The following is a 13471-nucleotide window of genomic DNA, read 5'->3' on the forward strand; positions in this document are numbered from 1 at the left end:
TCACACGCCGCCGCGCGCCCCCCGGCGCGCTGAGCGCGCCTTGTAGGCGGCGGTACGCGCGGCCTTGGCGGTCGCCTTGTCGGGATGGTGATCGCCCAGAGCCTCCAGAACGTCCGCCACGTCGGTGTGCTGGGTCCGCCACAGTTCATCGATCATGGCCACCAGCTCGGCCCCCGGCGGCGCGTCGGCCAGGGCGGCCTCGACCGCCTCGGCGGGTTCGGCGGTCTCCAGCATCCCGGCGACGGTGTCGACGAACACCCAGAGGTACTCCTCCCGGGCCAGTTCTCGCCCGGACGGGTCGTCCACGGCGTTCAGCCACAGGACGGCATAGGGCGACACGAGAGGGTGCTCTCTAGCCGCACGGACCACCAGGGCGGCCTCGGGGCCGATCCGGTGCAGGACGGCGGCGGCGAGGTTGCGGGCGCCCGGGCCGCCGGTGCGCATCACGTCCAGAAGGTCGGCGGCGGCGTCCTTGGCGTCATGGGTGGCCAGCCAGCCCGTGATCTCCTCGTCCGCGGTGTCGGGACGGTGCCAGGTGAGGCCCTCGACCAGCGCGGCGGCCGGTGCGCCGGCCAGCTCGCCGACCAGGGGCGCGGTGAAGCCGTCCGCGAGCAGCAGTTCCCGGACGCCCCACACGCCCAGCGGGGTGAGTGCGCACCCCCCGTCACCTGCGGGCGTGAGGACACCCCACTCCTCCAGAGTGGCCAGTTCCAGGGAGAACGCGTCGTTCACCAGCGCGGACATGGCGTCCTGGTCGGAGAAGTCGTAGCTCTCGGCGACATGGTCGCGCAGCGCTTCGAGCAGTTCCCCCGGCGGGGTCGGCTCCTCCTGCTCGTACAGGTGGATGAGTACGCCGGTCAGCTCGTTCTGGACGAGCTCGATCGCGTCGAGCCCGTCCTCGGGGTCGTGCTCGGGCACCACGACGGCGTCGAACAGCGGAAGCCAGGCCGCCAGCAGCGCCGCGTCGTCGGCCGACCGCAGGCCGGCCAGCGCCGGACCGGGCGCGGCGGCGCCGCCCTCGGCCGTGATCACCTCCGCCTCGACGGCGGCCCACCACAGCCGCTCCAGCGCGGCCTCGTCCTCGACCTGGCCGGAGGCGCGCGGGGTCTCCAGGCCGAGCGCGCGCCTGGCCTCCCGCGCATCGGCCTCGGTGAGCTGGTCGTGCTCGGTGAGCGGCCGCTCGCCCGTCCACTCCGCCAGCGCGAGCACCTGCCCGGTCAGTGCGGACGCGCGGGCGGCCGCGGCGAGTTCGGCCTCCGGCGCCAGCCGGACGGGCGGGACGACCAGTTCCTCGGTCTGCCGCAGGTACTCATCGGTGCGGGCGTAACGCTCGTCCTCGGGCAGCGCCTCGAACTCGCGGACCCACGCCTCGACGGCGTCCTGGTCGTCCAGGGCGACGCCGTCGGCCCGCATGAGCCCGGCGATGACCTCGGCCGCGACCTGCCGCTCGGCGGTGTCGGCCTCGGCGACCACCGCGGCGAACTCGGGGCCGGCCCGCTCCACCTCGGCCGCCAGCTCGGCCGCCGCGGCGGCGGGCACCGCACCGGTGTCGCGCAGGAACGCCACGAGACCGCGCAGGGTGTCCAGGACGGCGGGGACCTCGTCCGTGCCGGCGACCACCGACTCGGGGAACACCTCCAGCAGCAGTTCGCGGACGCCCTCCGGGGTCAGCTCGCCCAGCCCGGTGAGGCCCATCTCCTCCCGGACGAGGTCGAGCAGGAGCCGCGCTCCCTGCTCGTCGAGCGCCTCGCCGTGCTCGTCCGCCCACAGCCGCAGCTCGCCCGCGGTCGTCTCCACCCAATTGTCGGCCACGCGAGAACCTTATTGGTCAGATCAGCTCCAGGGGGTCGATCTGAACACGTACGGTTTCTGCCACTTTGCGTGCGCTGCGAACACCTTGCGCCTCCTTCAGCGCGCGAGCCAGCGCGGATCCGGCGGCCCTCGGCACGCGGATCAGCGCACGCTCCTTCTCCGGCCCGTCTGCGGTACCCGTCGGAGAGACGGGGACGGGGCCGAGCACCTCCGCCCCATCGGGCAGTCGAGTGTCTGCCAAGAGCGCCCGTATGGCCGCCGGAGATGCCGTGAGCGACGCCATCCGCGCGGCCGGGGGGAAACCCACCTCCCGGCGCTCCGCCAGCTCGCGTTCCGCATAGGTGACCGGATCCCATCGGACGAGTGCCTGTACGGCCGGAAGGGACCCCTCCGCCGCCACCACCACGGGACATTGGGCACGCACGAGCGACGCCGCGTTCATCCACCGTCGGAGCGTTTCCTCTCCGGCGCGCAGGTCGGGGCGCCCCAGCAGTACCCAGCCGTCCAGCAGGAGCGCGGCCGTGTACCCGCCTTCGGCGGACGGCTCCGCGCCCGGTGTGGAGACCACCAGGGCCCGTTCCGCGCCGACTTCGTCAAGGATCGCCTCCCTCCCCGACGTGCGGACCTGCACACCGGGGAACGCTCTACCCAGCTCCTCGGCCGTGCGCTTGGCGCCCACCACCACGGCCCGCACCTGGAAGAACCCGCACTCGGGACAGTGCCAGTCGCCTGCGATTCGGCCGCACCACCGGCAGTACGGTGCGCCATGGGAGGACGGGAGCGCCAGCGGCCCCTGGCAGGCCACGCACTGGGCGAGCGTGCGGCACCGCCCGCACGCGATGCCCGGCACGTAACCGCGCCTGGGTACCTGCACCAGCACCGGACCGTCCTCCAGTGCGCCGCGGGCGGCCTCGAACGCCACGTTCGGCAGCCGCGCCGTACGGGCGGCTGCATCACGAGCGAGCTGCCCGTCCTCCCCTACGTAGCGGACGCGGGGCATCGCCGCCCTGACACGCACCCTGTCGGCGGCCAGGGAGTGGGCCCAGCCGCTCTCCACCAACTGGGTGGCATCCGTGGTTCGGGTGAAGCCGCCGAACAGCGCCCCCGCACCCGCCCTGTGCGCGCGCAGCGCCAGCACCTCACGCGGGTGTGGATACGGGGCGTGCGGTTCGGCATGCACATCGTCACCGTCGTCCCACAGCACGACCAGCCCCAGATCGGCGACCGGCGCGAACATCGCCGCCCGCGTCCCGACCACCGCGCGCGCCGAGCCGCGCAGCACGGCCAGCCACCGGCGGTACCGCTCGGCGGGGCCCAGCTCAGCCGTCAGCGCGACGTGCCGCCCCTCCCCCAGCTCGGCCTCCAGCGCCGCGTCCACGCGTGCGACGTCGCGTCCGTCCGCCACCACGATCAGCGCGCCGCGCCCGGCTTCGAGGACGACCGCCACGGCCCGCGCGATGGCTGCCGCCCACCGCGGGCCGGGCAGCGCCGTCCAGACCGCCCTGGGCGCTCTGCCGGACTCCAACGCGGCCAAGAACGAGGCCCCCGCCGGATACTCCTCCCAGACCCCTGCCCGCAGCCCGCCCTCCTCCGCCGGGCCCTCCACCGAGTCCTCCGCCTCCTGGACGGGCTCGGCTTCCACGCGCGCATGGCGGGGCGGGACGGCCAGGCGGATCACGTCGGCGAACGTGCCCGCATAGCGGTCGGCGACCTCGCGGGCCAGCGCCACGATCTCCGGGGTGAGGACGGGCTCGGACGAGGTCACCCGCTCCAGGAAGGACAGGCGGCCCTCGTGGTCGCTCTCGCCGACCCGCTCCAGCAGGAACCCGTCAACGAGTTGACCGGCGAAACGCACCCGGACCCGGCACCCAGGGACGGCCTTGGCGGCGAGCTCCGACGGCACCAGATAGTCGAAGGGGCGGTCCAGATGCGGAAGGGACATGTCGACGGCGATCCTGGCGACGGGCAGGGCGTCGGCGGGGCGTCGCGTACCCTTCTTTCCCTTGTCCGCGGGCTTCTTGTCGCGGGCCGCCTTCCCGTCCGCCGGCTTCGCCGCGGGAACCCGGGGGATGTCGTCCAGCCCCGGGATCAGCCCCGTGGTCAGCTCCGCTCCCCCGCCGTCCTTGGTCACGTCCCCGTCCTACCAGATCAACCCGACAGTCATCGGCGCGCGCTAGTCTGAGTGGTCCGCTCAGGGGGCCAGGTGAACGCCGGACCGTCGTCCGGCGCCCGCGCCCCTCGCCGTCCGACGAGTCCGTGCAGGCGATGTGACCACAGCACATACCCCAGAACGGACGGACGCACCGGTCCCGAAGGGGCCGTCGCGCCGTCCTCCACGTCCATCCCTGCCCTCTGCATGGCGGCGGTGGGCGAATCCGCGCCACCCCGTGGTGGCGGCCACCGTCGCCGCCGCCGTGATGCACCTGGTGTGGGCGCTCGTCCTCGCCACCGAGGGCGGCGACCTGGCCGCCCAGGCCGCCTGGACCGATTTCGCCTGGAAGCACCCCGACACGGCCTACAACTTCGCCTGGTACGGCGGGATGCACCCCGCCTCCTACAGCGTCCTGTCGCCCTACCTGATGGCCGTGTTCGGGATCAGAACCGTCGCGGTCGTGACGGGCACGCTCTCGGCGACGCTGACGGCGTACCTGCTGAGGCGCTTCCGCGCACCGGTCGCGCTGCCCGCCGCGCTGTGGGCGGCGTTCGCGCTTTCCTGCAACAGCGCGTCCGGGCGGGTCACGTTCAGCCTCGGCATGCTGTTCGCGCTCGCGGCGACGATCGTCGTGTTCACCGACCGCGGGACCCCGGCGCTGCGCGCGGCGGGCATGGTCGCCCTCGGCCTGCTGGCCACCCTCGCCAGCCCGGTGGCCGGGCTGTTCCTCATGGTGCTGGCCGCCGCGCTCATCCTCACCGGGCGGCGCCGCGCCGGGATCTGCCTCGCGGCGGGCCCACCGCTGGTGGTCGGCACGACGAGCCTGCTGTTCCCGTTCAGCGGAGTCCAGCCGATCTCGCTCACCGCGATCGTGCTCCCCGCGATCACCAGCGTCATCGCCGTGCTGGTGTGCGCCCCGCGCGAATGGAAGATCATCCGGATCTCGGCGGCGGTCTACCTCGCCGGCATCGCGCTGACCTGGCTCGTCCCCTCGCCCGTCGGCAGCAACGTCGAGCGGCTGTCGCTGCTGTTCGGCGGCATGATCCTGCTATCGGCGGTGGCGCGCGCACACGGGCGGGTACGGATCGCCGTGCTGTCGGTGGCGTTCATCGTCACCGCGTCCTGGCAGGTCGTGAAGCCCGTGGACGACGTGATCCACACCGAGCCCGCCGCGGCGGCCGCCCGGCACGCCCGCGGGCTGATCGCGGAGATGGACGCGCTCGGCGCCGACGAGTCCCGCATCGAGGTCGTCCCGCTGCGCTCGCACTGGGAGGCGGCCGGGTTGAGCCGCCACTTCATCCTCGCGCGCGGCTGGAACCGGCAGGTCGACGCCGAGCGCCACTCGCTGTTCTACGAGGAGGGCGCGCTCACCGCCGACTCCTACCGCGCCTGGCTGCACAAGTGGGCGGTGCACTACGTCGTCCTGCCCGAGCAGGAGGTCGACTGGTCCGCTCGGGACGAGGCCGCGATCGTGGAGGCCGGGCAGCCGTACCTGACGGAGGTCTGGAGCGACGAGCACTGGCGCCTGTTCCGCGTGTCGCGGACCACACCGCTGGCCGACCGCCCGGCCGAGATCAAGCACATCAACTCCGGCGAGATGGTCATCGACATGCCCGCCGCAGGCACGGCCCTGGTACGCATCGCCTGGTCGCCCTGGCTCAGCATTGCCGGCAAGGGCGGCGCCACCGGCTGCCTGGCGCGCGCGGGCGAGTTCGTCCAGATGAGCGTCAGGGGTCCTGGCCGCTACACCATCGCCGCGCGGTACGGCCTCCACCGAGGCAACCACTGCAAGAGCTGAGACGCTCGACGAACATCGAGGGCCCCGGAACCGTTGCGGTTCCGGGGCCCTCTGCAAACGAGACGAGGCAAGCCGGGGCGGGTTACAGGCCCGCGGCGGTGGCCAGGTCCTTCGCACGGTCCGTGGACTCCCAGGAGAAGTCGGGCTCCGGCCGGCCGAAGTGGCCGTAGGCGGCGGTCTGCTGGTAGATCGGGCGGAGCAGGTCCAGATCGCGGACGATCGCGGCCGGGCGCAGGTCGAAGACGTCGATGACGGCGGCCTGGATCTTGGCGACGGGAAGCTTCTCGGTGCCGAAGGTCTCCACGAAGACCCCGACCGGGTGGGCCTTGCCGATCGCGTAGGCGATCTGGACCTCGGCGCGGTCGGCGAGTTCGGCAGCGACGATGTTCTTGGCGACCCAACGCATCGCGTACGCGGCGGACCGGTCGACCTTGGACGGGTCCTTGCCGGAGAACGCGCCGCCGCCGTGCCGGGCCATGCCGCCGTAGGTGTCGACGATGATCTTGCGTCCGGTGAGCCCGGCGTCGCCCATCGGACCGCCGATCTCGAACCGTCCGGTGGGGTTGACCAGCAGCCGGTAGCCGTCGTTGTCGAGGTCGAACTCGGCGAGCACCGGGTCGACGACGTGCTCCTTGACGTCGGGGCTCAGCAGTTCCTTCAGGTCGATGTCGGGGGCGTGCTGGGACGACACCACGACCGTGTCGAGGCGGACCGCGCGGTCCCCGTCGTATTCGATGGTGACCTGGGTCTTGCCGTCGGGACGCAGGTAGGGGACGTCACCGGTCTTGCGGACGTGCGACAGCCGCCGCGCCAGCTTGTGCGCCAGCGTGATCGGCAGCGGCATCAGCTCGGGGGTCTCGTTGGTGGCGTAGCCGAACATCAGGCCCTGGTCGCCGGCGCCCTGGCGGTCCAGGTCGTCCAGCCCCTCGCCTTCCCGGGTCTCGTAGGCGTCGTCGACGCCCTGCGCGATGTCGGGCGACTGCGCGCCGATGGACACCGACACGCCGCAGGAGTGGCCGTCGAAACCCTTCTTGGACGAGTCGTAGCCGATTTCGAGGATCTTCTCCCGGATCACGCCGGGGATGTCCACATAGGTCTCGGTGGTGACCTCACCGGCCACGTGCACCTGACCGGTCGTGATCATGGTCTCGACGGCGACCCGGCTCTTCGGGTCGTCCTTGAGCATCGAGTCGAGGATCGCGTCGCTGATCTGGTCCGCAATCTTGTCCGGGTGTCCTTCGGTGACGGACTCGGAGGTGAACAGGCGGCGAGACACGTACGTGAACTCCTTGCAGCGGCTGCTGACTGACGTCGCAGGACGGATTTCTTATCGAGTTCGGCGGAGGGACGCCGCCCCTCCCCCAGTAATTCCCTACAGGTCTGGTGGCGAGTCTAGCGGGATCGGGTTCGGGCACCACCAAAGCCTCGCTAGAGCCACGTGCGCCCCGTCACAGGGCAGGTGCCCCGTCACACGGAACGCGGGGGTTTCAGGCGGGCCGCGACGAGATCCCACACGGTATCGGCGAGCGCCTCCTTGGCGCCGCGGGGGACGTCGGTGCGGGATCCGTCCGCACCCAGGATGACCGCGGCGTTGTCGGGTTGGCCGAAGGTCAGGCCCTCGCCGACCTGGTTGACGACGAGAAGGTCGCTGCCCTTGCGGGCGAGCTTCGCGCGACCGTTCTCCAGGACGTCGTCGGTCTCGGCGGCGAAGCCGACGATCACCTGGCCGGGACTCCGCACGCGGCCGAGTTCGGCCAGGATATCGGCGTTCTTGCTCAGCCGGATCGGCTCGGGCCCGGCGTCCTCGGTCTTCTTGATCTTCGAGCCGCGGTAGTCGGCCGGCCGGAAGTCGGCGACCGCGGCGGCCATCACGACCGCGTCGGCGCCCGCGGCGGCCTCCAGGACGGCCTGGCGCATCTCGGCGGCGGATCCCACGGGCAGCACGCGCGTGCCGGCGGGGTCGGGCAGGGCGACGTTGGCGGCCACGAGCGTCACCCGGGCGCCGCGGGCGGCGGCGGTGCGGGCGAGGGCGTAGCCCTGGAGCCCGGATGACCGGTTGCCGATGAAGCGGACCGGGTCGATGGGCTCGCGGGTGCCGCCGGCGGACACGACGACGTGCCGGCCCGCGAGGTCGCGCCCGTCCGCACCGCGCGCGAGGACGTGCCGGGCGACCTCGAACAGCTCGGCGGGGTCGGGCAGCCGGCCGGGTCCGGTGTCCTTGCCGGTGAGCCGCCCGGAGGCCGGCTCGACGACGACCGCACCGCGGGAGCGCAGCGTCTGCACGTTCGCACGGGTCGCGGGGTGCTCCCACATCTCGGTGTGCATCGCGGGGGCGAACACGACCGGGCAGCGCGCGGTGAGGAGCGTGTTGGTGAGCAGGTCGCCGGCGAGCCCGTGCGCGGCCTTGGCGAGCAGGTCGGCGGTGGCGGGCGCGACGAACACGAGGTCGGCGCCCTGCCCGAGCCGGACGTGCGGCACTTCGGCGACGCCGTCCCACACCTGTGACGAGACAGGGTTCCCCGACAGCGCGGCCCAGGTGGGCTCGCCCACGAACCGCAGCGCATCGGCGGTCGGCACGACGTGCACGTCATGCCCCGACTCGGCGAACAGACGGAGCAACTCGCACACCTTGTAGGCGGCGATCCCGGCCCCCACCCCCAGCACGACACGCGGCTTAGCGGAGGTCACACGCCCTCAGCCCTCCCATAGGCACCCACGCCACAATTGTCACCCGCCACACACCGCACTCCCGCGCGGGCCCTGACGACCGCGAGACGGCCCGAGCAGTCCCACGCTCCCCACAGGTACCTCAGCCCGCGACCACTGGAACGTTGCGATCGCGTGCGAAGCCAGATACGAGCGAAGCGAGGATCTGATCGCGAAGCGAGCCGCCAGGCGAGTCGGAAGCGATGCGGCGATCGCCGCAGTGCCCGCCGAAGGAGGGCCGCCAAGGCCCGACCGCCGAGGGCACTGCATTGGCACTACCCTTCGATGGGCTCGGCGTTCAGGAGGCCCTCGCGGGTCTCGCGCAGGGCGATCGAGAGGGGCTTCTCCTGGACCTGCGTCTCGACGAGCGGGCCGACGTACTCCAGCAGGCCCTCGCCCAGCTGGGCGTAGTAGGCGTTGATCTGCCGCGCGCGCTTGGCCGCGATGCTCACGAGGCCGTACTTGGTGTCGACGACCTCGAGGAGCTCGTCGATCGAGGGGTTGGTGATGCCCTCACTGCTGGCTGCCACTCGGTGGCCTTCCGCTAGATGGCGATCCCCGTCCGCCGACGGGGCGGCGGGTCACTGATGAACAGCCATCAAGGCTAGCAGCTCGCGGCACACGTCCCGGACGGAGGTGTTGACGAGCGTGACGTCGAACTCCTTCTCGGCGGCCAGCTCCACACGGGCGGCGTCGAGGCGGCGCTCGATCACGTCGGGGGGCTCGGTGCCGCGGCCGGTGAGCCGGCGGACGAGTTCCTCCCAGGAGGGGGGTGCGAGGAAGACCAGGCGCGCCTCGGGCATGGACCGGCGGACCTGCCGGGCGCCCTGGAGGTCGATCTCCAGCAGCACCGGCTCGCCGCGGGCCAGCCGTTCTTCGACGGGTCGGCGCGGGGTGCCGTAGCGGTTGCCCGTGAACTCCGCCCATTCGAGCAGTTCCCCTTCGGCGACGAGCCGGTCGAAACCGGCGTCGTCGACGAAGAAGTACTGCACACCGTGGGTCTCACCCGGCCGAGGGGACCGGGTGGTCACCGAGACCGACAGCCACACCCGGGGGTGTGAGCGCCGGATCTCGGCGACGACCGTGCTCTTGCCGACGCCTGACGGCCCGGAGAGGACCGTCAGCCGCCGGAGGAGCGGGCCATTCGGCTTGGAGCCGTCCGGCGCAGGAATGGGTGCGCCGGGGTCGGACGGGATGGAGTCGGACTCGGGGTACCCCGAGCCGGCCGCGGCGGACTCGCCGCCGCGCCCGCCCGTGAGTCGCGCGTCAGCGGTTCGCACTTCCGCCGAACTCACGCTCCAGGGAGGCGCGCTGGTTCGCGCCGAGGCCCCGCACACGGCGGGACTCGGCGATACCCAGACGCTCCATGATCTGCTTCGCACGGACCTTGCCCACGCCGGGCAGCGATTCCAGGAGGGCCGAGACCTTCATCTTTCCGATGACGTCGTCGGCTTGTCCCTCCTTGAGAACCTCGGCGAGAGAGGTTCCCCCGTGCTTGAGCTTGTTCTTAACCTCGGCCCGCTCCTTGCGCGCCTTGGCAGCCTTCTCCAAGGCTGCGGCGCGCTGTTCGGGGGTTAGGGGCGGAAGAGCCACGCCGGGTCACCTCAGGTTTCCACTCGACGGAGTCGGACGGGTTGGGAAACTAGCGAGTTCACGCCCCTTTAGGCAACGTGAAGTGCCGTTTAGCCCGCCACAAATTCATGAAAATCACTCCCCGGAGTGTCCTGAATACGGATTGTACACAACTCGGGCCCGTCGGCACCCCATCCCCATGCCTTGCTGGGACTTTCGCATGATCGTGAAAATCCCCCCTTTCTGACCCGATTTGCGGCACCGAGTACCCAAATGCCGCGGCGACCGGGCCGTGTACGGGGTCGCACGACCATGATCCCGGCACCCTCCCGACACCCCGCACCGCCCCCCAGGGAGCCACAAATGTGACGTCGCCCACACGGCGGCCGCGGGCTAGTGACGCTCGTCACGCCGGGCCGTTCCGCACGTCGGGGCCGCACCGCGCCTGCCATCCTCGTCCCAATCCGCCCGCCAAGATCGTTCCGCCCCCCGGAGGCGCCGCCCCCTCCAGCTCCCCGCTCCCCCTCGCTCCCGCCCCCGGCCGGGTCCTCCCCGGAGGACATCGGCCGCGCGGAAACGATTCCAACGGAACCGCCGTGACAACTCGGAGTAACGGTGCCGGCAAACCCCGTGTCCGGTTGAACGACTTCAGCCGTTCGCCACGTACCGGATTGTGGAAGACCGCGCCGCCCCATTGGCATTGCGAAGAAACGACTAAGAACGATCCAGCACGCTCTAGTGGGGTCGGCGCTAAACGCTGCCCAGAAAGCAAATCTCATCTTCCGGGCGCGCGTCCGCCCCTCCCGTCCCGGCGGCTACGGGGTGCCGGCGGAGGTGCGTCGCAGCGCGGCCGCGATACCCGCGGCGGCGGCACCGGGATCGGGCGCGCCGGTGATGGGACGGCCGATGACCAGCAGGTCCGCGCCCGCGGCGAGGGCCTGCTCGGGGGTGGCGACGCGCGCCTGGTCCTGCACGTCGGCGCCCGCAGGGCGGACGCCGGGGGTGATGAGCGTGATGTCCGGACCGACCTCCGCGCGGACGGCCGCGGCCTCCTGCGGGGAGCACACGAGCGCCTGGGCGCCCGCCTCGACGGCGAGGGTGGCGAGCCGCCGGACGGCGTCGGGCGCGGGGCCCTCGAGCCCGATCGCGGTGAGGTCCGCCTCGCGCAGGGACGTCAGGACGGTCACGGCGGCGATCGTGGTGGCCGGGGCGGCCTCGACGGCCGCGCGGATCATGGCGGGGCCCCCGGCGGCGTGCACGGTCAGGTAGGACGGCCTGAGCCGCGCGACGGCCCTGGCGGCGCCGCGGACGGTCGCGGGGATGTCGTGCAGCTTCAGGTCGAGGAACACCTGGACGCGGCTGGCACCGCGGACGCTGGCGATGACGTCCGGCCCGTACCGCAGGTACAACTCCAGGCCCACCTTGACGGTGGAGACGTGCGGGGTCACCTGGGTGGCCCAGCGCGCGGCCGTCTCCAGGTCAGGGGCGTCCAAGGCGACGGCGATGGGGGCGGCGGTCACAGCGTCTCCTTCTCGGGCTCTTGGGGGCGCACCTGGGGCGGCACGTAGCCGGCCGGCTTGTGCGCGAGGCCCACGGCGTCGGCGAGGCGCCCGATGCGGCGCGCCGCGAGGGCCTCCTCCAGTTCGCGCAGGACTCGGGGCCCGGCGGTCGGGTCATGGAACAGGGCGGTGCCGACGGCGACGGCGGAGGCGCCGGCGAGGATGTACTCCAGCGCGTCCAGGCCGGTGGCGACGCCGCCGACGCCGATGATGGGCGTGCTGGGCAGCGCGGAGTGCACCTGGTAGACGCAGCGGACGGCGACCGGCCGGATCGCGGGCCCGGACAGGCCGCCCGACACCCCGGTGAGGCCGGGTCGCAGGGTCCGCGGATCGATCGCCATGCCCTCCATCGTGTTGATCAGGGTGAGGCCGTCCGCGCCGGCGTCGACGCACGCCAGGGCGATCGTGACGATGTCGGTGACGTCGGGCGCGAGCTTGGCCAGGACGGGCACGCCCGGCCTGGCGTTGGCGCGGACGGCGCGGATGACCGACGCCGCGGCGGTCGGGTGCCGGGCGAACATCCGGCCGCGGTCCTCGACGTTCGGACAGGCGACGTTGACCTCGATCGCGGAGACGCCGGGGACGTGGCGGAGCCGGAGCGCGAGGTCGCCGTACTCCTCGACGCTGTTGCCCGCGACGGACACGATGGTGCGGACGTCCTGCTCGATCAACCACGGCAGGTCACGTTCCAGGAAGGTCTCGATGCCGGGGCCAGGCAGGCCCATGGCGGTGAGCAGGCCGCTGGGGGTCTCGGTCACGCGGGGCGTGGGGCGGCCCGCGCGCGCTTGGGCCATCACCGAGGTGGTGACGAACGCTCCAAGGCGGCTCAGGTCGAAGAACTGGGCGAGTTCCCGTCCCGTCCCGCCACAGCCGGAGGCCGTCAGGACGGGATTGGGGAGCTCCAGGGCCCCGAGGGTGGTCCGGACCCGGTCGCTCACTGGGAGCCTCCTTCGGAGACGCTGAGGACCCGCGGCGCGCCGAGCGCGTCGAACGGGATGGTGCCGAGGTCGCCCCAGCGGACGCGGTCGCCGCGCAGGACGGGCCCGTCCGCGCAGGCGCGCACCATGCGGGTCACGCCGTCGTCGCCGTGGACGGGGAGCATGCACGTCATGCACACGCCGGTGCCGCAGGCGCCCGTCCGCTGGAGGAACTCCTCGACCGACACCTGGGACGGCAGGCCGAAGTCGCCGGCGACCTGGGTGACGGCGCGCAGCAGGCCGGTGGGGCCGCAGCCGTAGACGACGTCGGCGCCGGTCTCCTGGAGGATGCGGGGCAGCACGTCGCGGACGGTGCCGCGCTCGCCCATCGAACCGTCCTCGGTGGTGATGGTCGCGGAGTCGCCGATGCGCTGCGCCATGCGGGACCCGAACACGGCCTTGGCGGACGGCCCGCCGAGCACGAAGTGCACCTGGCAGCCGCGCCGCAGGAGCGTGTCGGCGAGCGCGAACACGGCGGCGCCGCCGGGGCCGCCGCCGACGAGCAGGCAGGCCACGGGGTCGCGCGGAAGCCGGAACGGGCGGCCGAGCGGCCCGAGCAGGTCGACCTGGTCACGGGAGCGGCGCCCGGCGAGCCAGGCGGTGCCGGGTTCGGTGTCGGCGAACACGATCTCGACGGTGCCGCCGTAGTCGGACTTGACCTCGTGCACACCGAAGCAACGGCGTGCCAGCCGGGAGGTGTGCTCGCCGCCGATGGCGAGCGCCAGGAACTGGCCGGGCCTGAACCGCTCGGCGACTGCGGGGGCCACCAGCGTCATCGCGTGGTAGTCCTGCACCTGGCGGACCGTCAGGACCGTCGCCGACGTCTGCACCGGTGTGTCGGACACCCGCTCTCCCTCTCCTCGTTCGCCGCGCCGGGCGTGGGCGGGCGAGGCTG

11 protein-coding genes are annotated in these 13471 nt (G+C 72.6%); 1 reads left to right on the forward strand and 10 read right to left on the reverse strand.

Annotated features, from left to right (window positions below; genetic code table 11):
- Together AMA02S_RS27185 and AMA02S_RS27190 are read right to left on the reverse strand one after the other, a co-directional pair.
- Positions 1–1812 (reverse strand): hypothetical protein, encoded by a 1812-nt coding sequence (locus AMA02S_RS27185; RefSeq protein ID WP_067463047.1) that lies wholly within the window; start codon positions 1810–1812, stop codon positions 1–3.
- A 16-nt stretch (positions 1813–1828) separates the two neighbouring features.
- Positions 1829–3943 carry a primosomal protein N' gene (locus tag AMA02S_RS27190; protein WP_084265636.1) on the reverse strand — a complete coding sequence of 705 codons (2115 nt, stop codon included), beginning with the start codon at positions 3941–3943 and terminating at the stop codon, positions 1829–1831.
- A gap of 259 nt (positions 3944–4202) precedes the next feature.
- Here AMA02S_RS27190 and AMA02S_RS27195 point away from each other — a divergent pair, with 259 nt between their 5' ends.
- Entirely contained in the window at positions 4203–5762 is a 1560-nt protein-coding gene (locus tag AMA02S_RS27195) for a DUF8823 domain-containing protein (RefSeq protein ID WP_245667854.1), read from the forward strand.
- Positions 5763–5844: 82 nt separating this feature from the next.
- Here AMA02S_RS27195 and metK read toward each other — a convergent pair whose 3' ends face one another.
- The 8 genes from metK to AMA02S_RS27235 form a co-directional block, all read right to left on the reverse strand.
- Entirely contained in the window at positions 5845–7038 is a 1194-nt protein-coding gene (gene metK / locus AMA02S_RS27200; RefSeq protein WP_067463050.1) for a methionine adenosyltransferase, read from the reverse strand.
- A 191-nt stretch (positions 7039–7229) separates the two neighbouring features.
- Entirely contained in the window at positions 7230–8450 is a 1221-nt protein-coding gene (coaBC, locus tag AMA02S_RS27205) for a bifunctional phosphopantothenoylcysteine decarboxylase/phosphopantothenate--cysteine ligase CoaBC (protein ID WP_067463053.1), read from the reverse strand.
- 293 nt (positions 8451–8743) lie between these two features.
- Positions 8744–8998 carry a DNA-directed RNA polymerase subunit omega gene (rpoZ, locus tag AMA02S_RS27210; RefSeq protein WP_026405772.1) on the reverse strand — a complete coding sequence of 85 codons (255 nt, stop codon included), beginning with the start codon at positions 8996–8998 and terminating at the stop codon, positions 8744–8746.
- 51 nt (positions 8999–9049) lie between these two features.
- On the reverse strand, positions 9050–9640 hold the full coding sequence (gene gmk, locus AMA02S_RS27215; protein WP_067463547.1) for a guanylate kinase: 591 nt from the start codon (positions 9638–9640) through the stop codon (positions 9050–9052).
- 94 nt (positions 9641–9734) lie between these two features.
- Positions 9735–10061, reverse strand: a complete 327-nt coding sequence (gene mihF, locus AMA02S_RS27220) for an integration host factor, actinobacterial type (protein ID WP_067463056.1) — start codon at positions 10059–10061, stop codon at positions 9735–9737.
- Positions 10062–10855: 794 nt separating this feature from the next.
- Positions 10856–11560, reverse strand: a complete 705-nt coding sequence (pyrF, locus tag AMA02S_RS27225) for an orotidine-5'-phosphate decarboxylase (protein ID WP_067463059.1) — start codon at positions 11558–11560, stop codon at positions 10856–10858.
- Entirely contained in the window at positions 11557–12537 is a 981-nt protein-coding gene (locus tag AMA02S_RS27230; RefSeq protein ID WP_067463062.1) for a dihydroorotate dehydrogenase, read from the reverse strand. The genes pyrF and AMA02S_RS27230 overlap by 4 nt, the downstream gene beginning before the upstream one ends.
- Positions 12534–13421 (reverse strand): iron-sulfur cluster-binding protein, encoded by an 888-nt coding sequence (locus tag AMA02S_RS27235; protein ID WP_067463065.1) that lies wholly within the window; start codon positions 13419–13421, stop codon positions 12534–12536. Before AMA02S_RS27235 ends, AMA02S_RS27230 begins: the two co-directional genes overlap by 4 nt.
- Positions 13422–13471: the final 50 nt, after the last annotated feature.

Origin of the sequence: Actinomadura macra NBRC 14102, from assembly GCF_001552215.1 — a bacterium.
GTDB lineage: Bacteria > Actinomycetota > Actinomycetes > Streptosporangiales > Streptosporangiaceae > Spirillospora > Spirillospora macra.